This is a genomic window from Promicromonospora soli, from assembly GCF_014653785.1.
Lineage (GTDB): Bacteria > Actinomycetota > Actinomycetes > Actinomycetales > Cellulomonadaceae > Promicromonospora > Promicromonospora soli.
On record NZ_BNAS01000003.1, the window covers coordinates 628,754 to 653,306 of the forward strand.

Here is a 24,553-nt window from a genome sequence, read left to right on the forward strand (position 1 = left end):
GAACATCGACGTCGGCTGGCCTGCCGACCGGCACGCTCACAGTCTGACTCTACGGGCCACCCGGCAGCCCTTAGCGAGGTTCTAGCGGGCTCGGAGAGCCTGAGCGAACAGACCGGACGCAAGGAGGAGGAAGGTATGCCGCTCTATCTCGACATCCACGAACAGGCCCCCGAAGGCCTGACGCTCGAGGCGCTGGAACAGGCCCACCGCATCGATCTCCAGAACCAGGACAGGCACGGCGTGACCTTCAAGCAGTACTGGGCCGACCTCACGGTGGGGAAGGTCTTCTGCCTCGTCGAGGCCCCCAGCGCCGAGGCCGCGGCGGCCGTCCACCGCGAGGGGCACGGGCTCCTCGCCAACCGCATCTACGAAGTGGTCGAGGGCCACTGACCGCACAGGAGGGAAGAACGATGTCCACGACTTTCGTCTACACGGGCACCTACCGGGTTCGCCCCGGTCGACTCGAGGACGCCCGGAAGAAGCTCGCCGAGCACGCCGAGTTCGTCGAGGCCAACGAGCCACGGCTGGTGGCCTTCCATGTCTTCATCGACGCGGACGCCGAGACGGTGTCGGTCGTGCAGCTCCACCGCGATCCCGAGTCGATGGAGTTCCACATGAAGGTGGTCTCCGAGCACATCAGCTCGGCACTCGGCGACTATCTGGGAGAAGTCGTGAGCAGCCATGTCTACGGCGGCTCCGGCGCCCCGATCGTCGACTCCATCCGGCAGTACGACCCGGGAGTCACCGTGGTGCCCGAGCACCTCGCCGGCTTCACCCGTTCGACGGCTGCCTGAGGCACAATCGATATGGAGGACAGAGCCATGATCAGCTGGGAAAGCAGCACCTTCATCGCCAGGCCGGCGGACGAGGTCTTCGCGTACGTCGCGGACGTGCGCAACGACCCGACCTGGCACAAGGACGTCCACTCGGCGACCTTGATCAAGGGAGACGGCCAACGCGGTGCGGGCACAGTCTTCGACGTCAAGGCCATGGTTTCCGGCACCGAGGAGATCATCGCCTACGAGGCCCCGCGCAGAGTCGTCCTCAAGGGCGGCAACATGGGAAAGATGGTTCCGACCGACATCCGCACGATCCAGCCGGTCGAGGGCGGCGTGCGGTTCACCCGGCACGTGGACCTCGACGCAGGAGGCTTCATGGGTTGGATGACGAAGCGGATGCTCGGCATGGTCGCCAAGCGCAATGACCAGTTCGTCGAGAACCTCAAGCAGGTCCTCGAACGATCCTGACCACCGCGGGAAGACGTCCAGCCCGGCGGGCGGTTGCGGGGTGGTCGCCTCACTCGAGGCAACCACCCCGCCGTCGGCCCGGTCAGCCGATCGTCGGCTGCGGACCCGCACCCGCCCGGACGATCGCCGGCACGTCGGCCGCCGGGTCGAGCTGGTAGGAGTAGTGGTCCGCGGGGCGGAACGTCGTGCCGCCCGTCTCGGCCCGGCCCGTCGTGTCGACGAGGATGCTGCCGGTCTGGGTGAGCGACGCCGCCGTCGTGTCCCGGTAGAAGGGGTTGTTCACGCGCTCGAAGTAGCCGTTCTCGATCACGGTCCTCGCCGCGCCGCGCGACAGGTTGCCGTAGCTGGTGATGTCCTGCAGGTAGTTGTTGTAGAGGTGCGCCAGCGCGACGTTGTCGATGCTGGGGTTGCGCTGGGCGGTAGCGCGGATCCAGTTGTGGTGGATCGTCATGCGTGAGGTGACGTTCGTGGTCCAGCCGATGCCGAACGACTTGTTCCCCTCCTCCAGGACGTTCCACGAGACCGTCAGGTAGCTGGTGTCCTTGCGGCTGTCGATGAGGCCGTCGTTCATCCGGGAGATCCGGTTGTGGTCGATCCAGATGTGGTCGGCGGTGTCCATCTGGATGCCGTCGTAGTCGTAGACCTTGTCGTCCGGGTCGTCGTCGGCCATGCGCGTGTCCCGGATCGTGAGGTTGCGGATGATCACGTCGTGCACGCCCTCGCCGAGGAAGAAGCCTCCGTTGACGATGTGGCCCTGGGTCCCGACGCCGATGATCGTCTTGTCGGACGTGACCGGGAGCTCGCGGCCGTACGGGGTGACCGTGATCGGTGCCGCGACCCGGATGACATACGGTCCGGACGCCGTGGCGTAGCGCTCGAGGTCTGCGTAGGTCGTGACGGTGACGGTCTGGCCGCCCGAGCCGCCGTTGGTGCCGCCCCCGGTTGCGGCGAACCCGTCGGGTGTGGCGGACCACGGCGAGCCGACCGGGTTCCAGCCGTCCGATCCGGCCAGGTAGCGACGCGGCGTGTAGTCAAGGGCCTGGGCGTCGGTCAGCTGCGGACGGTTGGCGTTGACCGTCGCGCCCGCGCCGGTGTTGCGGTACTCGAAGTAGCGCGCGCTCTCCCACTGGGCGTCGGACATGTCGGTCCAGGGTTGGCTGGTCGCGATGGTCGCGGACAGCGACGACTCCCGGTACACGACCTGCGCACCCTGGCGCCAGGGGCGGCCGAGCTGGGTGGTGCCGTTGGTGGCCCCCGTGACGGTCGACCGGTAGAACAGGAAGCCGTAGGCCCGTTCCGCCGGCGTGCTCGCAGCCGTGATCGGGCCGCCGGTGGAACGCTTCTCGTAGATCTTGCAGCGCTCGAAGACAGCGATCCCGCCGCCGTAGATGAAGTCGACGGTGCCCTCGATGTACGAGTCGGTGACGTAGGCGCGCGCGTTGTTGTTGACCAGAAACGTGTCCTGGTCGCCCAGGAGGCGCAGGTCGTCGAGCACGGCCCGGTCCGCGTTCAGGTAGACGGCGAGCGCCTGGTGCCCGGACGTCTGGCTCGTCTCGTCGAAGTCGTTGGAGACGGTGAGATTGTCCGCGAAGAAGTCGTGGCCCTCGGCGACGAGCGTCGCGCTGCCGCGGTGGCTGCCGGCCATGCCGGCGCTGATGTTGTTGACGATCACGACGTCGTCGGGGCTGTCACCGCCACCCACCAGGCTGACGTACGGCTTGTCGCCAGGGACGACGACGCGCTCGCGGTACGTGCCGGGCTTGATCGTGATGGTCACCCGGCTCGCGTTGCCCGTGCCGACGGCGTCGACCGCCGCCTGGACGGTGCGGTACTGCCCGGTGCCGTCGGCGGCCACCGTGTACGAGCCCGGCGCGGCGGCTCCGTCGTCGAACGTCCACTGCTTGTCGGTCGCCGTGGTGCACGCGCCCTGGACGATCGCAGCGCCGGACGTGGTGGACGCGTTCTGGACCGTGAGGCACAGGCCGCTCTGCACGCTCGCGACGCGGTAGGCGCCGTCGGTCCCGGCGGTGAGCGTCCACTGCTGCCAGGCCTTGTCGGCGGCGCAGTCCCACTGCAGCACCCGGGCTCCGACCGCGGTGGACCCGGCGGCCAGGTCGAGGCACTTGCCGTTGCCGGTGCTGACGAGCTGGTACCGGTCCTGGCCGACGGCGGTGAGCCGGAACTGCTGCCAGGCGGCTCCGTCCGTGCAGCCCCACTGCTGCAGCCCGACGCCGTTGTCGGACGACGCGCCGGGAACGTCGAGACACATGCCGCTGTGCCCGGCGATGAGCTGGTAGGTGCCTCCGGCCGTCGGCACGCCGGCGGCCGCGACCGATGCGGTGCCCACGGCTGCGGCCGTGGAGGTGAGCAGTGCGGTGGCGGCGATCGCGAGGGCGGCGATCCCCCTCCGGGCATCTCTGAGGACGCGCTTCATTGTCGATCGATCCCTTCGTCGGGTGAACGAGCAACGGTCCCGCTCGGCAGGCTGCCTCAGCGGAGCCGTGTTTCCGATCGGTGCGCGACGGCGCGACGCACAACCCTGTGCGTTAGCGCAAACACGGACACTTCGGACAATTTAGCCAGCGTTATTGGCAAGGGTCAAGGTCCCCCGGTCGCCGCACCGGGCCGGGGTGAAGTTTGGATGTGCTGCTACCGTGTGGGCGTTTTGTTTCCGTAATCATGAGCGAAGGAGTCCTGGCGCCCCGGTGAGACAGCTCGGTAGACCCGAGTGGGAAGGGGTGCCGTTGTGATGAGTACTTCAGAATCCACAAAGACCCTGTTGGGGCGCGTCCAGCGCGCCGCACACCGTGTCGAGCGCGCCGCCCTGGACACCCCCGAGCAGCGCGTCGGCACCGACAAGATCGTCTTCGGCGTCGCCGGCCTGATCGCCGTCGCGTTCATCGTCTGGGGCTTCGCGAGCCCCGGCAGCCTCGGCACGGTGGCCGACTCGGCCCTCGCCGGCGTCCTCCAGAACTTCGGCTGGCTGTTCGTGATCGCTGCGACGGTGTTCACCGTCTTCGTGCTCGTCGTGGCCCTCGGCCGGTTCGGGAGGATCACTCTCGGCCAGGACGGCGAGAAGCCGCAGTACAAGACCTCCTCCTGGATCGCGATGATGTTCGCGACCGGGATGGGCATCGGCCTGATGTTCTACGGCGTCGGCGAGCCCCTGTACTTCTACATGTCCCCGCCGCCCGGGACGGTCGACGGATCCACGCCTGAGGCCGCGGCCACCGCGATGGGTACCACCCTGTTCCACTGGACCCTGTACCCATGGGCCATGTATGCGATCGTGGGCCTGGGCATGGCCTACGGCACCTACCGCCTTGGCCGTACCCAGCTGTTCAGCTCGATGTTCACCTCGCTGTTCGGGCACAAGGCGGTCAACGGCGTCGGCGGGCGGGTCATCAACATCCTGGCGATCCTCGCGACACTGTTCGGCTCCGCCTGTTCGCTCGGCCTCGGCGCCCTGCAGATCGGCGGAGGCCTCCAGCACTCCGGCTTCCTCGGAGCCGTGGGCACCGGCGGGCTGGTCGTCATCATCGCGATCCTGACCGCCCTGTTCGTCGTCTCGGCGGTCTCCGGCATCGAGCGCGGCATCCAGTGGCTGTCCAACGCCAACATGTGGCTCGCCCTGGTGCTCGCCATCATCGTGTTCGTCGGCGGTCCCACCCTGTTCATCCTGAACGTGCTGCCCGCATCGCTCGGCGCGTTTGTCGGCAACCTCCCCGAGATGGCCTCGCGCACGGCGGCCTCCGGGGACCAGGCCCTGGCCGACTGGATGGGCTCCTGGACCATCTTCTACTGGGCCTGGTGGGTCTCCTGGACGCCGTTCGTCGGCCCGTTCATCGCCCGCATCTCGCGCGGGCGCACCGTGCGCCAGTTCGTCGTCGGCGTGCTGCTGGTGCCGTCCGTCGTGTCCACGCTGTGGTTCGCGATCTTCGGTGGCGGTGCCATCGGCATCCAGGAGCGCGCCGAGCGGGCGCAGGACAGCGGCGCGGCCCTTGCCGCCATCGGCGAGGGCGGGGCGGACATCAACTTCGACCTCATCCTGTTCCAGACCCTCGGGGCCCTTCCGGTTCCCGGCTGGGTCGGGCTCGTCCTGATGGGGCTCGCGGTAGTGCTCGTGGCGATCTTCTTCGTCACCGGCGCCGACTCGGCCTCCATCATCATGGGCGGGCTCTCCGAGAACGGGGCCGAGCACCCCAGCAGAAGGTCGGTGGTGTTCTGGGGCGTGAGCACGGGTGCCGTGGCCGCCGCCATGCTGCTGGCCGGCGGCAACGACCCGGCCAGCGCCCTGAACGGCCTCAAGAACATCACCATCGTCTCGGCGTTGCCGTTCGTCGTGGTGATGCTCGTGCTGTGCGTCGCGCTGTGGAAGGACCTCGCGCGCGACCCGCTGGTCCTGAAGCGCGAGCTGGCGGACCAGGTGCTGGCCGAGACCGTGGACACCGGCGTCGAGAAGCACGACGGCGAGCCGTTCGAGCTCGCCACGGCGCCGGCCCCCGAGGACAACCTCCTGGCGGGCTCCGGGAACGGCGTGCCGGCGGCGTCGGGCAACGGAGCGTTGGCGGGGGCCGGAAGCGGACGCGACGGCAAGGACTGACGGCGCCACAGGCGCGCTCGTCGAGCGCGCCGGCAGGCGCATCCTGGGAGGCACGGAACCGCACTGGTTCCGTGCCTCCTCGGTTCGCGCGCTGACGCCCGCAACGCCTCGACCGATATTCGGTTGCGTGACGCCACCGCCCACAAGGACGGTGTGCCCATGACCGACACCACCCGCCTCCTTCGGGCCTACGACGAGCAGCTACGCACCGACGCCGAGACCCCGAGCGCGATCTCGGTGACCCACCTCGGGCCGCTGCGGCTGGTCACCTTCCTGGGCGGGCGTGGTTTCGTCTCGTACCGCGACCTCGACGGCGCCGACGAGGCAGGCGTGCAGGAGCTGGTCGACCAGGGCATTGCCCACTTCCGGGCCGACGGCGGCATCACGAAGGTCGAGTGGAAGACCCGTGGCCACGACCACGCCCCGGGCCTGCACGAGGCCCTGCTGAAGCACGGGTTCGTCCCGGAAGAGCCGGAGTCGATCATGATCGGCGAAGCGGCAGCCCTCGCGGTCGACGTCCCGCTGCCCGACGGCGTCACGCTGCGCCGGATCACCGAGGAGCCGGACGTGCGCTCCATGGCCGCGATGGCGGACGAGGTGTTCGGCGAACCGCCGTCGGACAAGAGCGCGAACGCGATCCTGCGTCGCCTCGGTCTGGACGACGGCATGGAGCTCTGGGTCGCTGAGGCCGACGGGCAGATCGTCACGGCGGGTCGCCTGGAGCCGGTGGTGGACACGGACTTCGCGGGGATCTGGGGCGGCTGCTCCCGGCCCGAATGGCGTGGTCGCGGTATCTACCGGGCCCTGACCGCGGCCCGCGCGCGCTCCGCCCTGGCGCGCGGCAAGACGCTGATCCACAGCGACTCGACGGAGTACTCACGGCCCATCCTGGAGCGCTATGGCCTGGTCAGGGTGTCGACCACGACGCCGTACGTCTGGCGGCGCTGACGGGCGACGCCCGCCGCCGGCCCATGATGTTCGCCGGCTCGTTGACGCCGGCGTACCGGAAGCCCGGCACCAGGTCCACGAACCCGAGGCGGCGGTAGAGCACCTTGGCCCGGTCGGCGGGGTCGGCGGTGGTGGACAGCAGCGTGTGGCGGTGCGTCGTCCGGCCGAGCAGCTCGGTCATGAGCGCGGTCCCGATACCCCGACCCTGACGCTCCGGGAGGATCTCGAGCTCGTTGAGCTCGAACGTGTCCACCGTCCAGTCGGCGTGCCCTGCGGCCTCGAGCGCCGGCCCGACCTGCTTCGGCCACCAGTGCTCGGGCTGGTAGTCGAACCCGTACACGAACCCCACGAGGGCGTCGCCGTCGAAGGCGCCGAGCGTCAGCGCGCCGTCGTAGAGCGGGAGGTAGGCGAGCCGGGTGTCCCGGAAGTGGTCGCGGCGCTCGTCGGAGTGGCCGAAGGCACGTTGGAAGATCCCGGCAATCTCGTCGGCGCGGCGCAGCACCTCGGGGATCTCCAGCGCGCGGATCATCATTACCGCACGCTAGCGCCGTCCGCCGGCGTCGTCGCGGGGGGTGACCTTCCCGAGGTAGGCCGCGACCTCGGCGTCGGACCAGCCGTGCGCCTCGCGCAGACCCGCGCTGATCGTCGCCGCGTACGCGGCGGAAGGCGCCGCGTGGGGCACGTCCGCGTGCCCGTGCGGCGCGGTGAGGGTGACCATCGGCAGCCCGTCCAGGTGCCCGACGGCGACCAGCGTCTCGTACCGGCCCGGCCCCGCCGCGTGCCGACCGTCGATACCCGCGACGAGCGCGGCCTCCAGCGGATCGTCGTGCGCGGGGGAGCGGTGCATCTCCTGTGCGGCGACGTCGGTGAGCTGGCCTGCGGTGATGCGGTACGCGCGGGCCGGCGTCGGGCCGACGGCATGGTGGTCGTAGAACGCCGTGCCGCCGCCCCACACGGCTGACCTGCCCGCGAACCAGACGCGTCCGGGCAGGTGTACGGCCCGGTCCTCGCGGGGGAGAGCGCGGTCCCGCGCGCCGGGGTAGTGTCGCCGAGCTCCCGGCGGGCGTCCGCCGGCGAGATAGCACGCCAGGCGAGCCCGGGCCATGTTGGACCCGTAGCTCACGTACCAGACCTCGGTACTCGGCGAAATGCTCGGCAGAAGATCTCCCCCGAAGAGAGCGGTGTCAGTCAAACGACGCCCATGTTAGCGCGCACATGGGCGCGCTACCACCCCCCCGTCCCAGATTCCTGCAGCCGAACCGAGCCGGAACCATTCTTGGTACCGGCTGTCCGAGAGCCGCCCTGACGGAACGCCGATAGACGCACGCGCGTTGACGAAGTGGAGTTGGACAAGCGTCCTAGACTCGATGGTGCAGGGGTTCTTACGAGGCGGAGTGTGTGTCGTGGTTCAAGGCAAGGTCATCAGGTTCGATGAGGTTCGCGGCTACGGCTTTGTCGCTCCGGACACCGGCGGCGACGACGTGTTCATCCACGTCAACGACCTCGAGTTCGACAAGCGCAACCTAGCGGTGGGCGCCGTCGTGGACTTCGTGGTGGAGGACGGCGACCGGGGCCTGAAGGCCTCGTCGGTCACCCTGGTCTCGCCGGCCCCGGTACCGGCGATGGCGTCGGCCGCGGTCGGCTCCGTGGCGCCTGCCTCGCCGGCCGCTCCCACCTTCCTCCCGCCGCTGCCCGACGCAGGGCCGCGCTCCGACGACGCACCCTCCGAACGGGAGCTCGCCGTCGAGGTCACAGAGGTGCTGCTCGCGGCGGTGCCGACCCTCACGGCCGAGCAGGTCCTGGCGACGCGAGGTGCGTTCGTCGCGGTGGCGCGCTCGCACGGTTGGGTGTGACTTCACCCGGGTGTTACCGCCCTGTTTCGGGTCTCAGGTAAGCGGCAACGGTGCCGCTACGGAGCGATATCAGGTCGGTAACGATCAGATACGGCAAACAAGGAAGCAGGGCAAACCCTCCCATCGCGTGAGTAGCGTGAGTGGAAACCATGACGGTGATGGACATCTCACCCCCACGCGTTGCGGCCCTACCGGGCTCCATGCTGGTGGCGGTGGTTCGACACCGGCATCCCTTTGAGGAGGAACATTGAAGATCAGGCGACTGAGCGCCGCCGTCGCAGTGGCTGCCAGTGGTGCGCTGCTGTTCTCGGCGTGCACCAGCCCGGCGGGCAACGACGACCCGGATGCCGGCGAGACCACGGCAACCTCGGCTGCGGCCGAAGGCCCGTGCAAGGCCGATCTCGGCGACATCACCACCGCTGAGGGTGAGATCAAGGCCTCCGTCGAGGACGAGTTCCTCGGGTACAACTCGAACACCCCGGAGACCTACTCGACGTACAACAGCGCGGTCACCGACCGGCTGTTCAGCGGCTTCTACTACTTCGGTACCGACGGCACCATCTGCACGGACGAGGCATACGGCACCTACGAGGCCGTCTCCGAGGACCCGCTGCAGGTCGAGTACACCCTCAACGACGAGGCTGTCTGGTCGGACGGCACGCCGGTCAGCTACGCGGACTACCTGCTCGACTGGGCCGCCCAGGCGATCACGGAGGACGGCAAGGTCACCGATGACGCGTCGGAGACGCCGCTGTTCAACCACATCTCCGGCCTGACGCTGGGTGACTACGTCCCGGAGGGCCCGCAGGCTGACGCCGCGGACGCCAAGACGTTCACCTACGACTACGAGCGGGTGTACGCCGACTGGAAGATCCTGATCGGCTCCGCCTTCCCGGCGCACGTCGTCGCCGAGCAGGCGGGCGTCTCCACCGAGGAGCTCGTCACCGCCATCCAGGAGCTCGACATGACGGTCCTGGAGAAGGCCGCCAAGTTCTGGAACGAGGGCTGGCTGTCGCAGCCGGGCGAGGTTCCGGACCCGGCGATCACCCCCGTCACCGGCCAGTACAACTTCAAGGCCGACGGCTGGGAGGCCGGTCAGTACATCACCCTCGAGGCGAACCCCGAGTACTGGGGCACGCCGGCCGCCACGAACGAGCTCACGCTCCGCTTCGTCGCCGCCGACGCGCAGATCCAGGCGCTCGCCAACGGTGACCTCGACGTCATCCAGCCGAACGGCCCCACCGTCGACACGGTGACGCAGCTCGAGCAGCTCGGTGACGCCGTCACGGTGGACACCAACCAGAACCTGACCTGGGAGCACCTCGACTTCAACTTCGGCTCGGGCGTCTTCGCCGACAGCCTGGAGGCTCGTGAGGCGTTCGCGCTCTGCGTGCCGCGCCAGAAGATCGTGGACGACCTGATCAAGCCGATCGCCCCCGACGCCGTCATGATGAACGCCCGCGAGGTCTTCCCGTTCCAGGAGAGCTACGACGACGTCGTGTCCGAGTCCTACGACGGCCGGTACGACGAGGTCGACCTCGAGGCCGCCAAGGAGAAGTTCGCTGCCGCGGGCCTCAAGGAGGGCGAGAAGGTTCGCATCGGCTACGCCGCGCCGAACCCGCGTCGCGCCGCCGAGGTCGAGGCCATCAAGTCCTCGTGCGACCAGGTGGGCTTCGACATCGTCGACAGCGCCGACCCGGAGTTCTTCGACAAGGCGCTGCCGAACGGTGACTACGAGGTCGCTCTGTTCGCGTGGGCCGGCTCGGGCCAGATCGCCTCGGGTCAGAACATCTACGCGACGGGCTTCCCGCAGAACTACGGCAAGTACTCCGACGAGACCGTCGACGAGGCATGGGACACGCTGGCCTCGACCACGGACGAGGCGGTGCACGCCGAGCAGACCGTGATCATCGAGAAGCAGCTGTGGGACACGCTCTTCGGTATCCCGCTGTTCGCCCACCCGGGTGTCATCGCCTACAGCTCGAGCCTGAGCAACGTGCAGAACACGGCCACCCAGAGCGGCGTGTTCTGGAACGCCGAGCAGTGGTCTCGCGCCTCCTGACGCGAGCCTGACTGCCACGAAGGACCTGCGGGGAAGGGAGCGTCTGTTCCCTTCCCCGCAGGGCTGTCCCCCGCCGTTCAGGATAATTTCCCGGTCTGACCTGCGCCGATGGCGGCTATTTTCGTCCGGTGTCCTATAGTGACACGCTGATCGCTTTCCCCAGCAGACGCCGTGCTGCGTCCGCCTCGAAGGGCCAACCCGTGCTCAAGTTCATCCTCCGGCGCATCGGCGCTTCGGCGCTCGTCCTGCTCGGCGCCTCACTGCTCATGTTCTTCTTGACCATCAACTCGGGCGACCCGCTCAAGGACCTGCGCGAGTCCAACGTGCAGAACAAGCAGCAGCTCATGGACCAGCGGTCCGCGCTGCTGCGGCTCGACGACTCGCCGTGGGAGCGGTACTGGGACTGGCTCAGCGGCGTCGGAGGGTGTTTCACGGGCAACTGCGACCTCGGCGTCACCATCAACGGCGTCGACGTGCTGGGCCTGACCCAGCAGGCGGCCACCTCGACACTGCGGCTCATCACCGTGGCCACGCTGCTCGCCATCGTCGTCGGCATCGCGCTCGGTATCCTCACCGCGATCCGCCAGTACTCGGGCTTCGACTACTCGATCACGTTCAGCGCGTTCCTCTTCTTCTCGCTGCCGGTGTTCTGGGCGGCGACCCTGCTCAAGGAGTTCGCGGCGATCCAGTACAACAACTGGATAGCCGTGGGCCAGTACGCACCGTGGACCATCGTGATAGTCGCGATACTGGCGGGGTTCCTCCTCCAGGCAGTGCTCGGCGGGACCACGAGGCGCCGGCTGATCACTGCCGCGGCTACTTTCGCGTTCGTCACCGTCATGCTCTTCGTCTTCAACGCCCTCGACTGGTGGCGTAACCCGATGTTCGGCATCGCCGGCGTGCTCGTGGTCTCGGCTGCCGCGGGCGTGCTCGTCGCCGCGCTGGTCGTCGGCCTCCGTAACCGGCGGGCGCTCTACGCGGCGCTCACCACCGCCGTCGTCGGCACGGTCGCGTACGTTGCGTTCGCCCCGATGCTGGTCAACGACCCGTCGTGGCTGCTGCTCGCCGTGCTCTTCGTGGTTGCGATCGTGGTCTCGGTGGCGATCGGCGCCGCCTGGGGCGGCTACGCGCGCAAGCAGGTCATGCTCGTCACCGGCATCACGGGACTCATCACCAGCATCATGGTCGTGGCGGACATCCTCATCGCGCACTGGGCCAGCTTCCTGAGCATCAAGTCGCGTCCGATCTCGACCATCGGCTCGCAGACGCCGAACTTCACCGGCGGGTTCTGGGAGCAGGTGCTCGACATGGGCACGCAGATCCTGCTGCCGACGATCCTGCTGACCCTGGTCTCCGTGGCCACACACTCCCGCTACACGCGGTCGTCCATGCTCGAGACGCTGAACCAGGACTACGTGCGCACGGCCCGGTCGAAGGGTCTGTCCGAGCGCGAGGTCATCGTCAAGCACGCGTTCCGTAACGCCCTGATCCCGATCACGACGATCGTCGCATTCGACTTCGCGGCCCTCATCGGCGGCGCGGTCATCACCGAGCAGGTGTTCGGCTGGAAGGGCATGGGCGCGCTGTTCCAGGACGGCCTGAACGCCGTCGACCCAGCGCCGGTCATGGCGTTCTTCCTCGTCACGGGCGTTGCTGCCGTGCTGATGAACCTGGTGGCAGACATTGCGTACGCGGCCCTCGACCCCCGCATCCGGCGCTGAGCGCGGGCTACGGCAGGAGACACAGACATGAGTGACATCAGGAACACCGCCCCCGACGGCGAGAAGTACGAGCCCCATGTGTCGGCCACCAGCACCGACGCGATCGGCCTCGCGGCCGGCGGTTCGGCAGGCCCGCTGCCCGGCGAGGACAAGTCCTACAGCCAGGGCCAGCTCGTGGCGCGCCGGTTCTTCCGGCACAAGGCCGCGCTCGGCTCGATGATCGTGCTCGGCCTCATCATCGTCGTGGCGTTCACGTCCATCGGGATCGGCCCCATCCCCGGCTGGTGGCCCAAGGGCTACACGCTGCAGTACGACAAGATCGGCGACGGCGCGCCCACGTGGGCGTACCCGTTCGGCCAGGACACGGGCGGCAAGGACTACTTCGCCCTGGTCATGCGCGGCACGCAGTTCTCGCTGATCATCGCGTTCTCCGTCGGCATCATCTCCACGATCGTCGGCACGCTGATCGGGGCCGTGGCCGGCTTCTACCGCGGCTGGCTCGAGGCGATCCTCATGCGGCTGACCGACGTCTTCATCGTCATCCCGCTGCTGGTTGTCGCAGCCGTGCTCGGCAAGACGGCGTCGGGCTGGGGCATCTGGGGCCTGGCCCTCGTGCTGGGGCTGGTCACCTGGACCAGCCTGGCCCGCCTCGTGCGCGGCGAGGTGCTCTCCCTGCGCGAGCGCGACTTCGTGCTCGCGGCGCAGGCCGTCGGCACCAGCCCCTGGCGCATCATCACCAGGCACGTCCTGCCCAACTCGGTAGGCGTGATCATCGTGTCCGCGACTCTCGCCATCGCCTCGGCCATCCTGCTCGAGACGTCGCTCAGCTACCTGGGCTTCGGCGTGCAGGCACCCGACACGTCGCTCGGCACCCTCATCGACGAGTACCAGGCCGCCTTCGCGACCCGGCCGTGGCTGTTCTGGTGGCCCGGCATGCTGATCCTGACGATCGCCCTGTGCGTGAACTTCATCGGCGACGGCCTGCGTGACGCGTTCGACCCCCGCCAGAACCGGAACAAGGACTGAGCATGACCACTCTCGACATCAGCGTTCCCGGTCCGGTCTCGGCGGCCGGCGACGCCGTGCTCTCCTTCGAGGACCTCAGCGTCACGTTCAAGACCGAGTTCGGCGACGTGCACGCCGTCAAGGGCATCGACCTGGAGGTACGCCCCGGCGAGGTCGTGGCGCTCGTGGGCGAGTCCGGTTCGGGCAAGTCCGTCACCTCGATGACGGCGCTCGGCCTGCTGCCGCGCAACGCGCGGATCGGCGGCACCATCCGCGTGGGCGACAAGGTGGTGGGCGGCCTCGACGGCAGGGGGCTGCGCAACATGCGTGGCAACGACGTGGCCATGGTCTTCCAGGAGCCCATGACCGCCCTGAACCCCGTGCTCACGATCGGCGACCAGCTCACCGAGGGCCTGCAGCTGCACGGCATCGCCTACGGCAAGCAGGCCATCGCCCGGGCCGCGGAGCTCCTCACCATGGTCGGCATCCCCGAGCCGGAACGCCGCCTCAAGCAGTACCCGCACGAGCTGTCCGGCGGCCAGCGGCAGCGCGTGGTCATCGCCATGGCGATCGCGTGCGATCCCAAGGTGATCATCGCCGACGAGCCCACCACCGCCCTCGACGTGACCGTGCAGGCCGACATCCTCGACCTGCTGCGCTCGCTCAAGGACAAGCTGAACACCGGCATCCTGCTGATCACGCACAACATGGGTGTCGTGGCGGACATGGCAGACCGCGTCGCCGTCATGCTCAAGGGTGACCTCGTGGAGACGGGGACCGCCGACCAGGTGCTGAACCACCCGCGCCACGAGTACACGAAGCGCCTGCTGGCGGCCGTGCCCCACCTGGGGGCCGGGCCGGGCCAGTTCGGCGACGTCGCCCCGGTGGTCGCGGCCCCCGAGGACCTGCCGGCGCTCGACCTGGGCAACCTCGTCATCGAGTACCACCGGGTGGGCAAGCCTACCTTCCGGGCCGTCGACGACGTGTCGCTGTCCGTGGCACAGGGCGAGATCGTGGGTCTCGTGGGCGAGTCGGGCTCCGGCAAGTCCACCATCGCGAAGTGCGCGCTGGGGCTCATCCCGGCCGCCTCTGGCTCGGTGTCGATCCTCGGCACCGACTTCAACAAGATGCGTGGCAAGGAGCTGAAGGCGATGCGCCGGCGCATCGGCGTCGTCTTCCAGGACCCGGCCTCGTCCCTGAACCCGCGCCTGCCGATCGGTGACGTGATCGCGGAGCCGCTCGTGGTGCACAAGGAGGGTGACGAGCGTTCGCGGCGACGCCGCGTTCTGGAGCTGCTCGACGCCGTCGAGCTGCCCCGCAGCGTCTACAACCGCTACCCGCACGAGCTCTCCGGTGGCCAGCGCCAGCGCGTGAGCATCGCCCGCGCCCTGACGCTCGACCCGGAGCTGCTGGTCGCGGACGAGCCGACGTCGGCCCTCGACGTCTCCGTGCAGGCCAACGTGCTCAAGATGTTCACTGCGCTGCAGGAGCGCTACAAGTTCGCCTGCCTCTTCGTGAGCCACGATCTCGCGGTGATCGACCTGCTCGCCCACCGTGTGGTGGTGCTGCAGAACGGCAGGATCGTGGAGCAGGGCCCGCGCGAGGACGTGCTGCACCACCCCCGCGAGGAGTACACGCAGCGCCTCATCGCGGCGGCCCCCGTGCCGGAGCCCCTGGAACAGCGCCGCCGCCGCGAGGCGCGGCACGCGCTGCTGAACAAGCTCGGTGACGACATCGCGGAGCTGCACATCGAGGACGACTACGAGCGTCCACAGCCGAAGCGGGACGAGGTCGGCAACCCCTCCGGCCTGGCTGGGTACGGGGGCGACGGCGGCAACTGACCCGCACACCCTGCCGAGATAGAACCGCAGCGAGATAGAACCGGCCCTGGTTCTATCTCGCTGCGGTTCTATCTCGGCAGGCCGGTCACTCGGCGACGTCCACCGTGATGCGGACCTCGCCTGGGTCGAGCTGCGTCTCCGCCGCGGTCCAGGCGGCCTCGTCGCGGAGCCAGACCCGCCCGCCCACGTGCACCTCGATCGCCTGCGTGGCCTTGGCCGTCGCGACGGCCCACTGGCCGGCGGCCCAGGCGCCGCGCTCGGGGTCGTCCGGGGTGAGCGGCGCCGCGTCCACGGTCACCGTGGCCGACGCCGGGTCCTGCCGGTTCGGGTCTGCCGCGCCGGTCGCTGGCGCGAGCCCCAGATCCCGGCCGAGGCGGCCCACCACCACGTCGCGGGCGGCGTCGGGGGCGAGCTGGTCGGCGTCGGCCACGGGGGCGAGCTCGCAGGACAGGGACTCGGGGGAGTTGCCCGTCAGGGCCGAGGCCCACGCGCGTGACCGCATCTCGTGCCGCGCGTACGCGTCCGGGTACGCCGATCGCTGCACGGTCTGCGCGGCGTCGGTCACCGCCATGTCCTCGTACCCCTCGACCTTCACCAGCACGTCGTAGAAGGCGTTGGTCGAGTACACGGGGTCGAGGATCTCGTCGACCGTGCCCCAGCCCTGCGACGGGCGCTGCTGGAACAGCCCCACCGAGTCACGGTCGCCGTGCTCGATGTTGATGAGCTTCGACTCCTGCAGCGCCGTGGCCAGCCCGATCGTTGCCGCCCGCGCCGGCAGCCCGCGGGCGAGCGAGGTGCCCGCCACGAGCGCCGCGTTGTCCGCCTGGGCGGGCGACAGGTACCAGTCCGATCCGTCGAGCACGGCGGTGCAGCGCTCGGTGACGGGTCCGGCGCCCGTCAGGCGGTTCAGCCCGACGACGACGCCGACCGTCGCGACCGCGCACACCGACGCGATGGCAACGACGTACTTGAGGACGCGCATCATCGGACGCCGCGGCGCGGAGCCGGTGACGGAAGGTGGGACCGGCGGGCCGGCCTCGGCCAGGAGTGCCATGCGTGCTCCCTGTCGTCCGGGGCGGTTGGCGGAGGATCGCGTGGAGTCAGTTCGAGTGGAGCGCCTCGTTGAGCTCGATGCCGACGCCGGTCCGGTCGAGCACCTCGACGGCACCGTTGGTGGAGTTCCGGCGGAACAGCAGGTTGCTGCGGCCCGCGAGGTCACGCGCCTTGACGGGGGCGGTGCCGTCACCGTACGGATCGGCCGCGGCGCCCAGCACAGTGACCTTCGTGCCGGCGGTGAGGTAAAGGCCGGCCTCGACCACGCAGTCGTCGCCGAGGGGGATGCCGAGGCCTGCATTGGCGCCCAGCAGGCACCGCTCGCCGATCGACACGACTTCCTTGCCCCCGCCGGACAGGGTGCCCATGATCGAGGCGCCGCCACCGACGTCAGACCCGTCGCCGACGGTGACGCCCGCCGAGATGCGGCCCTCGACCATGGACGAGCCGAGCGTGCCCGCGTTGAAGTTGACGAAGCCCTCGTGCATCACGGTGGTGCCAGGGGCGAGGTACGCGCCGAGGCGGACACGGTCGGCGTCGGCGATGCGGACGCCGGACGGGACCAGGTAGTCGACCAGACGCGGGAACTTGTCGACGCCGAACACCGTGACGTGGCCGCGGGCGCGCAGGCGCAGGCGGGTCTCCTCGAAGCCCTCGACGGCGCACGGGCCGGCGCTGGTCCAGACGACGTTCGTCAGAGCGCCGAAGATCCCGTCCATGTTCAGCCCGTGCGGGCGGACCAGGCGGGCCGAGAGCAGGTGCAGCCGCAGGTAGGCGTCCGAGACGTCCTTGGGCGGGTCGGCGAGATCGATCTCGGTCGTCACCACCTCGAGCCGGACGCCGCGCACGTCGTCCGCGCCGGCGAGCGCCGCGAGGGCCTCCGGCGGGGTCGCGTCGGCGGGAGCATCGCCGAGGGCGGGTTCCGGGAACCAGGTGTCGAGGGCGGTGCCGTCGTCGGCGATCGTGGCAAGGCCGAAACCCCATGCGGTCGTCATACCTTCAGCCTAATGGCCATGACCCGCCCTTAGGGTTGCCCTGTGGACACTGTGCTCGATCCGGCCCTGCTCGACCCGTCCGGCAAGGATGCCGATCTCGTCGCCCTCACCCGGACCATCTGTGACATCCCTTCCGTCAGCGGCGACGAGAAGGCCCTCGCCGACGCGATCGAGGCCTTGCTGCTCGGCTGCGCCCACCTGGAGGTGCTGCGCGACGGCGATGCCCTGGTCGCCCGGACGAACCTGGGCCGGGACCGGCGCGTGGTCGTGGCCGGGCACATCGACACCGTGCCGATCGCGGACAACCTCCCCACCCGCCTGGTCCGGACCGACGACGGCGCCGAGCTCTGGGGCCGCGGCACCGTCGACATGCTGGGCGGCGTCGCCGTCGCGCTGGCGCTGGCGGTCGAGCTCGGGGCGCCGGGCAGCGAGCCCGCGCACGACCTGACGTGGATCTTCTACGACCACGAGGAGGTGGACTCGGCCCTGAACGGCCTGGGGCGCCTCGCGCGCAACCATCCGGAGCTGCTGGACGGCGACTTCGCGATCCTTGGCGAGCCCTCGAACGCCGGTATCGAGGGCGGCTGCAACGGCACGATGCGCATCGAGCTGCGCACCCGCGGTGTCGCTGCGCACTCGGCGCGGGCGTGGACCGGCGAGAACGCGATCCACGCCGTGGCGCCGGCGCTGGCCCGGCTCGCGGCCTACGAGCCGCGCGAGGTCGAGGTCGACGGCCTGGTCTACCGCGAGGGCCTCAACGCCGTGCGGATCGAGGGCGGGATCGCGGGCAACGTCATCCCGGACGCGTGCACCGTCGAGGTGAACTACCGGTTCGCGCCCTCGCGCTCCGTCGAGGAGGCCGAGGCGCACCTGCGGGAGGTCTTCGAAGGGTTCGACGTGGTGGTGACCGACGCCGCGGGCGGCGCTCGCCCCGGCCTCGACGACCCGCTGGCCGCCCAGTTCGTGAAGTCGGTGCTGGCCACGACGGGCGGCGTCCCGGCCCCGAAGTACGGGTGGACCGATGTCGCCCGGTTCTCCGAGCTGGGCGTGCCCGCGGTCAACTTCGGTCCGGGCAACCCGCTGCTCGCCCACAAGGACGACGAGCATCTGCCGGTGGCGCAGCTCGCGCAGTGCCGGGACGCACTGCGGGCCTGGCTGCTGGGCGGATAATTGGGTGGCATGAGCGACGACGGCATTCCACAGTCCGGCAGCGGGTACACCCGCGGTCCCGTGCTGCTGCGCGGGAACCAGATCCCGCGGACCACCACCGACCAGCGACTCCTGGCCTCCGACCAGGAAACGGACTGGCTGCACTCCGACCCGTGGCGCGTGATGCGCATCCAGAGCGAGTTCGTCGAGGGTTTCGGCGCGCTGGCGGAGCTCGGGCAGGCGGTGTCGGTGTTCGGCTCGGCGCGGACCAAACCGGACCACGCTGACTACGCCGCGGGTGAGACCGTGGGCAGGCTCCTGGTCGAGGCCGGGTATGCCGTCATCACGGGCGGCGGGCCAGGGGTGATGGAGGCCGCGAACAAGGGCGCCGCATTGGCGGGCGGCACCTCGGTGGGTCTTGGTATCGAGCTGCCCTTCGAACAGGGCGTCAACGAGTACGTGAATCTCGGCATCAACTTCCGATACTTCTTCGCGCGAAAGACGATGTTCCTGAAGTACGCACAGGGATTCATCGTGATGCCGGGAGGATTCGGCACCTTCGACGAGCTCTTCGAAGCGGTGACTCTGGTTCAGACACACAAGGTGACCCAGTTCCCGATCGTCCTGGTCGGCACGGAGTACTGGGGCGGCCTCCTGGAGTGGATCCGGAAGACGGCGCTGGAACACGGCACCATCAGCGACGTCGACCTCGACATCATCCACCTCACCGACGACCCCGCGGACGCCGTGCGGCACGTCATCGACCGGGCGAGCCAGATCGCGGCGGAGCAGGCAGCACTGCTGGCGGCGGCTGCAGTGGAGCGCGCCACCGAGGAAGCGGCGGCCGCGGGAGCAGGGGCGCAGAGCGCCGTGGGCAGCGCCTAGGTGGACGGTTCGGACATCCCCAGGGCGACCGTTCCGCCGGCGTCCGCGCCGCTGATGCTGCGCGGGCGCGAGGTGGGGCTGGACGGGCGCGCGGTACGCCCTGTCGTGATGGCGGTGCTGAACCGCACCACGGACTCGTTCTACGCCCCCGCCCGGCTGCCCGACGACGCCGCGGCGCTGGCCGCCGCGGAGCGCGCGTTCGCGGCCGGGGCCGAGATCCTCGACGTCGGCGGCGTGCGGGCAGGCAACGGTGCGCCGGTTGACGAGGCCGAGGAGATCCGGCGTGTCGTCCCGTTCGTGGCGGCGGTCCGCCGCGCCGTGCCCGACTTGCTGGTCTCGGTGGATACCTGGCGTGCGGGCGTGGCCCGGGCCGCGATCGACGCCGGTGCGGACCTGATCAACGACACCTGGGCCGGGCACGACCCCGGCCTGGTGGAGGCGGCCGGCGCGGCCGGCGTCGGCGTCGTCTGCTCGCACACCGGGGGAGCCGTGCCGCGCACGGACCCGTACCGCGTGGAGTACCGATTGCCGCCGGCCGAGCCCGCCGAACCCCGGGTCTCGACAAGCTCGACCAGCGAACGCTCGACCAGCGGACGCTTCGACGGGCGCGACGGACTGCTGGCCGACGTCGTCGCGACCCTGCGGGCCGCCGCCGAGCGGGCCGTGGCGTGCGGCGTGCCGCGTGCGTCCGTGCTCGTGGACCCGACCCATGACTTCGGCAAGAACACCTGGCACTCCCTGCACCTGCTGCGCCGCACGGACGCGCTGGCCGGGCTCGGCTTTCCGCTGCTCATGGCCCTGTCCCGCAAGGACTTCGTGGGGGAGACGCTCGACCTCCCGCCCGAGGAGCGTCTGGAGGGAACGCTGGCCGCCACGGCGGTGGCCGCGTGGCTCGGCGCGCGGGTCTTCCGCGCCCACGACGTGACCGCGACACGCCGTGTTCTCGACCTCGTCGCGGCCCTTCGCGACGAGGCTCCACCGGCCGTCGCGCTACGCGGTCTCGCCTGATCCTGCCTCGGTCAGTTTGCGATCTCGCTCGGGTTCTGTACTGGTCCGACGACTGATCCGGCGAAGGCAGACGAATTGGCGCGTGGAAAGTAAGGGGCGCCATTTGAACTAGAATGGGTCAGTGCCCTCGGCGTTCGCCGGGATCATGAATGCTGCTACACACCGGACAACGGAATGGGAGAGCCACACATGGCTGCGATGAAGCCGCGAACGGGTGACGGACCGCTCGAGGTCACCAAGGAGGGGCGCGGCATCGTCATGCGTGTGCCGCTCGAGGGCGGCGGTCGGCTCGTCGTCGAGCTCAACGCGACCGAGGCAAGCGAGCTGGGCGACGCTCTCCAGACCGTCGTCGGCTGATTCGTCGCAGACTCAGGCGACCAAAAGCAGAGTTCCGCGGCCGTCCGTCGCGGGAACCGGCCTCTCGGCGGGTCAGCGGCGGACGGCCAGCAGCAGACCGTCCCCGCTAGGCAGCATTGCAGGCAGTACCCGCTCGTCGTTCCGCAGCGTGCGGCCCACCTCGCGCACCACGGTGGTGAGCTCGTCGCGGCGGGCAGGGTCCGCTACCCGGTCCCGCAGCAGCGCGCCGTCGACGGCGAGCACACCGCCCGGGCGCAGCAGCCGCAGGGCCTCGTTCACGTACTCGGGATAGCCGAGCGGGTCGCTCGCCACGAGCACCAGGTCGTAGGCGCCGTCGGCCAGCCGGGGCAGCACGTCACCGGGCCGGCCGGGGATGATCCTGGTGCGCTGGGGGGCGACGCCGTCCTCCGCGAACGCCGTCCGCGCGGCCCGCTGGTGCTCCACCTCCCGGTCGATGGTGGTGAGCTGACCGTCGTACGACATACCCCGCAGCAGCCAGAGCGCGGCCACGCCGGCACCCGTGCCGACCTCCACGACGGCATGCGCGTTCGTGGCGGCGGCCAGGACCCGCAGCACCGCGCCGACGCCGGGCAGGACGGCCGGGCAGCCCAGCTCCGAAGCGCGTTCACGGGCGCGCAGCAGTACCTCGTCCTCGGGGACGAACGCTTCGCTGTAGACCCAGGCCGCGACCTTGCCGTGGCCGGACGGCTCCGCTGTGCTGATGGCTTCCTCCGCTGTAACGGTGCATATGTGTGCATCACGTGCGGCGCCAGGGTACAGCCCGTGGGAACGCCTGGGCTTCCAAGTGCGTTGAGAGGACGATGACAACTGTGAGCACTCGTGCAGCAGTAGACGCAGGCGCGTCGGTACCCACCGGTGCCGACGCCGTCGACACGCCCTGGCAGGCGCCGACGTGGGAAGAGATCGTGCGCGAGCACTCCGCGCGCGTCTATCGCCTTGCCTACCGGCTGACCGGTAACAAGCAGGACGCCGAGGACCTCACCCAGGAGACGTTCATCCGGGTGTTTCGCTCGCTGTCCAGCTACACGCCGGGCACGTTCGAGGGCTGGCTGCACCGCATCACCACCAACCTGTTCCTGGACCAGGCGCGCCGCAAGAAGCGCATTCGCATGGAGGCGATGGGCGACGACGACGGCCACGTCGCCGACACCGGCGACTTCGGCCGCCCGGAACGCGGGTTCGAGCACGCCAACCTGGACCAGGACGTGCAGCAGGCGCTCGACGCACTGCGCCCCGAGTACCGCGCCGCCGTCGTGCTGTGCGACATCGAGGGTCTGAGCTACGAGGAGATCGCCGTGACCCTGGGGGTCAAGCTCGGGACCGTGCGGTCCCGCATCCACCGGGCCCGCGCCCAGCTCCGCGACGCCTTGGAGCACCTGGCGCCGACGCGCGGGGGCGTGCGATGAGCGGCCATCTCGGGGACCTGGTCAGCGCGCTGGCCGACGGGCAGCTCTCGCCCGCGGAGACGGAGCGGGCGCTCTCCCACGTCACGATGTGCCGCCTGTGCGCCCGCGAGCTGGACACCGCTCGCGCCGCGCGGCGCGCGCTCTCGTCCGCCGCCGACGTCGTGCCCGACCCCGCCCTCACCGCGCGCCTGATGGCGCTCCAGGCGAGCATCCCGCCCACCGACGGCGACCCGCTGCGCCGCCCTTTCCTCGGCACCGACCCGCTGGCCGCGCCGGTGTGGCGGCCTGACGGCTTCGACGGGTTCGACGGCCGGCTCGACCGCCCGGCGCGCCGCCGTCGGGCCGCGCGGATCACCGCGCTCGGCGTGGGCGGTGCGGGCGTGCTCGGGCTGGCTCTCTTCACGCTCGGCGACGTCCCGGTGGTCTCCCCGCAGCTCACCGCGCAGACCAGCATGACGATGCTCGGCCGCACGGGTCCGGACACCGCCGCGGCCGGCCAGGACGTGCTCGCCGGGCTCGACGTTGCTCCCGCCGGCCGCACGTCCGCCGCCCTCGACTGGGCCGTGGAGAACGGCTGGGTGGCGCCCGCCGAGCTGCCCGACGGGTACACGATCTCGGCCATGCGCCTGGTCGGCGACCAGGGCCAGACGCTGGAGATCGACCTGACGGGACCCTCGGGCCAGGCGGTGGTCCGGGAACGCCCGGGCCGGCTCGCCCACGGTGGCAAGACCGTCGACGGCGTCCAGGTGCTCGCCACCGAGCCCGTCCATGTGGCGTGGCAGTCGGACGACATGGTGGTCGACGTCGTCGCGGACGCGCCCGAGGACGTGCTGACCGAGCTCGTGGCATCGTTCGGTGAGCATGGCTACGATGCCGGGGTCCTGCCCCGCATTGCCCGCGGGTGGCATACCGTGACAGGAGTCATCGAAAGCCCATGACCGACGAGAACCCGTTCGCGCCTCCGACGCCGCGTGCAGCAGTGCCCCCGCCCGAGCCGACGGCTCCGAGCGAGCCGACGACTGCGCCCGCCGCACCCACGCCCGGGCCGGCGTCCGCCGGGGGGCCGGAGGAGCGGACGTCCGGGTCCACCGCCAGGCCGGACGAGCAGGCTACCGAGCAGCTTCCCGCGCATCCCGCCGAGAAGCCGACGGCGCAGCTCCCGACGTCGGGCTACCTGACGACCGTGAGCTCGGCGAGCCCGGACCCGACGCCGACTCACGAGACGTCCGAACACGCAGCGTCCCCGCACGGTCCGGCCACCCGGTCCCGGCGCGGTCGGCTCGGCGCGGGCACCGTGTCCGCCGTCGTGCTCCTGGGGCTGCTCGCGGGTGCGGGCGGCGGCGTGGGCGCGTACGCGCTGCTGGACGCGCAGGAGACGGCGCGCCCGGCGGACGCCGAGCTGCCCGAGCCCGTGGGGGGCGGCACCGAGGTGGCGCGCCCCGAGGGGTCGGTCGCCGCGATCGCCGCGGCTGCGCTGCCGAGCGTCGTCTCGATCGAGGTGCGGGCCGAGCAGGGTGTTGCCACGGGGTCGGGCATGATCCTGAAGGCCGAGGGCTACATCCTCACGAACAACCACGTGGTCGCCGAGGCGGCGTCGGGGGCCGACGTGACGGTCACCTTCTCCGACGGGCACGAGCAGTCCGCCGAGCTGGTGGGCGCGACGCCAGACTACGACCTCGCAGTGATCAGGGTCGATGAGACGGGTCTGGAACCGCTCGTGCTCGGCGACTCCGACGACGTGGTGGTCGGCGACTCCGTGCTCGCCGTCGGCTCGCCCCTGGGGCTGGAGGCCACGGTCACCACGGGGATCGTCAGCGCGCTGCACCGCCCCGTCAAGGCGGGAGAGGCCGCGGAGGCCGCGTTCATCGATGCCATCCAGACGGACGCCGCCATCAACCCCGGCAACTCCGGCGGCCCGCTCGTGAACTCGGCGGGCGAGGTGATCGGCATCAACTCGGCCATCGCGCAGGGGCCGGGCACGACGACGGCCACGGGCAACATCGGCCTCGGCTTCGCCATCCCGTCCAACCAGGCGCGGCACACCGCCGAGCAGCTCATCGAGACGGGTACGGCCACGTTCCCGATCATCGGCGTACTGCTTGACCCGAGCTACCAGGGCGAGGGCGTGCGCGTGTCCGAGGAGGCGCAGCAGGGCTCGCCCCCCGTGACGCCGAACGGTCCCGCGGACCAGGCGGGCATCGAGCCCGGCGACGTGATCCTCTCGATCGACGGCCGCCCCGTGTCGGTGGCCGACGAGCTCATCGTCGCGATCCGCGCCAAGGCGCCCGGTGACGCGGTAACGCTGCAGGTGCGTTCCGGCGACGAGGAGCGCGAGGTCCGTGTGGTCCTCGAAGAGCGGTCCAGCGGCCAGTGAACCGGGTTCACCTGGCGTTCTCCGG

At 70.2% G+C, this 24,553-nt stretch carries 23 protein-coding genes; 17 read left to right on the forward strand and 6 right to left on the reverse strand.

Annotated features, from left to right (window positions below; genetic code table 11):
- Nucleotides 1-135: 135 nt before the first annotated feature.
- The 3 genes from IE250_RS12900 to IE250_RS12910 are packed head-to-tail and all read left to right on the forward strand — an operon-like array spanning nt 136 to nt 1,247.
- Nucleotides 136-390 (forward strand): nickel-binding protein, encoded by a 255-nt coding sequence (locus tag IE250_RS12900; protein WP_189669655.1) that lies wholly within the window; start codon nt 136-138, stop codon nt 388-390.
- A gap of 20 nt (nt 391-410) precedes the next feature.
- Nucleotides 411-794 (forward strand): hypothetical protein, encoded by a 384-nt coding sequence (locus IE250_RS12905; protein WP_189669656.1) that lies wholly within the window; start codon nt 411-413, stop codon nt 792-794.
- 27 nt (nt 795-821) lie between these two features.
- Nucleotides 822-1,247 (forward strand): SRPBCC family protein, encoded by a 426-nt coding sequence (locus tag IE250_RS12910; protein WP_189669657.1) that lies wholly within the window; start codon nt 822-824, stop codon nt 1,245-1,247.
- Nucleotides 1,248-1,329: 82 nt separating this feature from the next.
- Here the strand turns inward: IE250_RS12910 and IE250_RS12915 are convergent, their stop codons facing one another.
- The gene (locus tag IE250_RS12915; protein ID WP_189669658.1) at nt 1,330-3,681 is read right to left on the reverse strand and encodes a pectinesterase family protein; all 2,352 of its coding nucleotides are present in this window, start codon (nt 3,679-3,681) and stop codon (nt 1,330-1,332) included.
- Nucleotides 3,682-3,996: 315 nt separating this feature from the next.
- On the opposite strand from IE250_RS12915, the gene IE250_RS12920 reads away from it, so the two are divergent.
- Both IE250_RS12920 and IE250_RS12925 read left to right on the forward strand, forming a co-directional pair.
- Nucleotides 3,997-5,850 (forward strand): BCCT family transporter, encoded by a 1,854-nt coding sequence (locus IE250_RS12920; RefSeq protein WP_189669659.1) that lies wholly within the window; start codon nt 3,997-3,999, stop codon nt 5,848-5,850.
- Between the two features lie 159 nt (nt 5,851-6,009).
- Entirely contained in the window at nt 6,010-6,798 is a 789-nt protein-coding gene (locus IE250_RS12925; RefSeq protein WP_189669660.1) for a GNAT family N-acetyltransferase, read from the forward strand.
- On the opposite strand, the gene IE250_RS12930 is transcribed toward IE250_RS12925, so the two are convergent.
- A complete protein-coding gene (locus tag IE250_RS12930) occupies nt 6,758-7,330 on the reverse strand; it encodes a GNAT family N-acetyltransferase (RefSeq protein ID WP_189669661.1) in 573 nt (190 codons plus the stop codon). The genes IE250_RS12925 and IE250_RS12930 overlap by 41 nt on opposite strands.
- A gap of 9 nt (nt 7,331-7,339) precedes the next feature.
- On the reverse strand, nt 7,340-7,921 hold the full coding sequence (locus IE250_RS12935; protein ID WP_229872410.1) for a histone deacetylase: 582 nt from the start codon (nt 7,919-7,921) through the stop codon (nt 7,340-7,342).
- A gap of 280 nt (nt 7,922-8,201) precedes the next feature.
- Between IE250_RS12935 and IE250_RS12940 the strand changes: the two genes are divergently transcribed.
- The 5 genes from IE250_RS12940 to IE250_RS12960 all read left to right on the forward strand — a co-directional run bounded on the left by IE250_RS12940 (nt 8,202) and on the right by IE250_RS12960 (nt 15,280).
- Nucleotides 8,202-8,651: a cold-shock protein gene (locus IE250_RS12940; protein ID WP_189669662.1), complete on the forward strand. Its 450-nt coding sequence runs from the start codon at nt 8,202-8,204 to the stop codon at nt 8,649-8,651.
- 247 nt (nt 8,652-8,898) lie between these two features.
- Nucleotides 8,899-10,713 (forward strand): ABC transporter substrate-binding protein, encoded by a 1,815-nt coding sequence (locus IE250_RS12945; protein ID WP_189669663.1) that lies wholly within the window; start codon nt 8,899-8,901, stop codon nt 10,711-10,713.
- A 200-nt stretch (nt 10,714-10,913) separates the two neighbouring features.
- Nucleotides 10,914-12,434: an ABC transporter permease gene (locus IE250_RS12950; protein ID WP_189669664.1), complete on the forward strand. Its 1,521-nt coding sequence runs from the start codon at nt 10,914-10,916 to the stop codon at nt 12,432-12,434.
- Nucleotides 12,435-12,461: 27 nt separating this feature from the next.
- Nucleotides 12,462-13,460, forward strand: a complete 999-nt coding sequence (locus tag IE250_RS12955) for an ABC transporter permease (RefSeq protein WP_189669665.1) — start codon at nt 12,462-12,464, stop codon at nt 13,458-13,460.
- 2 nt (nt 13,461-13,462) lie between these two features.
- The gene (locus tag IE250_RS12960) at nt 13,463-15,280 is read left to right on the forward strand and encodes an ABC transporter ATP-binding protein (protein WP_189669666.1); all 1,818 of its coding nucleotides are present in this window, start codon (nt 13,463-13,465) and stop codon (nt 15,278-15,280) included.
- An 85-nt stretch (nt 15,281-15,365) separates the two neighbouring features.
- Here IE250_RS12960 and IE250_RS12965 read toward each other — a convergent pair whose 3' ends face one another.
- Nucleotides 15,366-16,334 carry a hypothetical protein gene (locus IE250_RS12965; protein WP_189669667.1) on the reverse strand — a complete coding sequence of 323 codons (969 nt, stop codon included), beginning with the start codon at nt 16,332-16,334 and terminating at the stop codon, nt 15,366-15,368.
- A 46-nt stretch (nt 16,335-16,380) separates the two neighbouring features.
- Complete coding sequence (gene dapD, locus IE250_RS12970; protein WP_189669668.1) at nt 16,381-17,328, reverse strand: 2,3,4,5-tetrahydropyridine-2,6-dicarboxylate N-succinyltransferase; 948 nt, start codon at nt 17,326-17,328, stop codon at nt 16,381-16,383.
- A gap of 42 nt (nt 17,329-17,370) precedes the next feature.
- Between dapD and dapE the strand changes: the two genes are divergently transcribed.
- The 4 genes from dapE (at nt 17,371) to IE250_RS12990 (ending at nt 20,727) form a co-directional block, all read left to right on the forward strand.
- Complete coding sequence (dapE, locus tag IE250_RS12975; RefSeq protein ID WP_189669669.1) at nt 17,371-18,498, forward strand: succinyl-diaminopimelate desuccinylase; 1,128 nt, start codon at nt 17,371-17,373, stop codon at nt 18,496-18,498.
- 9 nt (nt 18,499-18,507) lie between these two features.
- Nucleotides 18,508-19,362, forward strand: a complete 855-nt coding sequence (locus IE250_RS12980) for an LOG family protein (RefSeq protein ID WP_189669670.1) — start codon at nt 18,508-18,510, stop codon at nt 19,360-19,362.
- Nucleotides 19,363-19,416: 54 nt separating this feature from the next.
- Entirely contained in the window at nt 19,417-20,370 is a 954-nt protein-coding gene (locus IE250_RS12985; RefSeq protein ID WP_189669760.1) for a dihydropteroate synthase, read from the forward strand.
- 189 nt (nt 20,371-20,559) lie between these two features.
- Nucleotides 20,560-20,727, forward strand: coding sequence for a DUF3117 domain-containing protein (locus tag IE250_RS12990; RefSeq protein ID WP_084467633.1), 168 nt, complete (start codon nt 20,560-20,562; stop codon nt 20,725-20,727).
- A 72-nt stretch (nt 20,728-20,799) separates the two neighbouring features.
- Here the strand turns inward: IE250_RS12990 and IE250_RS12995 are convergent, their stop codons facing one another.
- Complete coding sequence (locus tag IE250_RS12995; RefSeq protein ID WP_189669761.1) at nt 20,800-21,450, reverse strand: O-methyltransferase; 651 nt, start codon at nt 21,448-21,450, stop codon at nt 20,800-20,802.
- Between the two features lie 98 nt (nt 21,451-21,548).
- Here IE250_RS12995 and sigE point away from each other — a divergent pair, with 98 nt between their 5' ends.
- From sigE to IE250_RS13010, 3 genes are read left to right on the forward strand one after another with little or no spacing between them, the layout of a single operon-like run.
- Nucleotides 21,549-22,154, forward strand: a complete 606-nt coding sequence (gene sigE / locus IE250_RS13000; protein WP_229872411.1) for an RNA polymerase sigma factor SigE — start codon at nt 21,549-21,551, stop codon at nt 22,152-22,154.
- A complete protein-coding gene (locus tag IE250_RS13005; RefSeq protein WP_189669671.1) occupies nt 22,151-23,092 on the forward strand; it encodes an anti-sigma factor in 942 nt (313 codons plus the stop codon). Before sigE ends, IE250_RS13005 begins: the two co-directional genes overlap by 4 nt.
- Complete coding sequence (locus tag IE250_RS13010; protein WP_189669672.1) at nt 23,089-24,528, forward strand: S1C family serine protease; 1,440 nt, start codon at nt 23,089-23,091, stop codon at nt 24,526-24,528. Before IE250_RS13005 ends, IE250_RS13010 begins: the two co-directional genes overlap by 4 nt.
- The last annotated feature ends 25 nt before the right edge of the window (nt 24,529-24,553 follow it).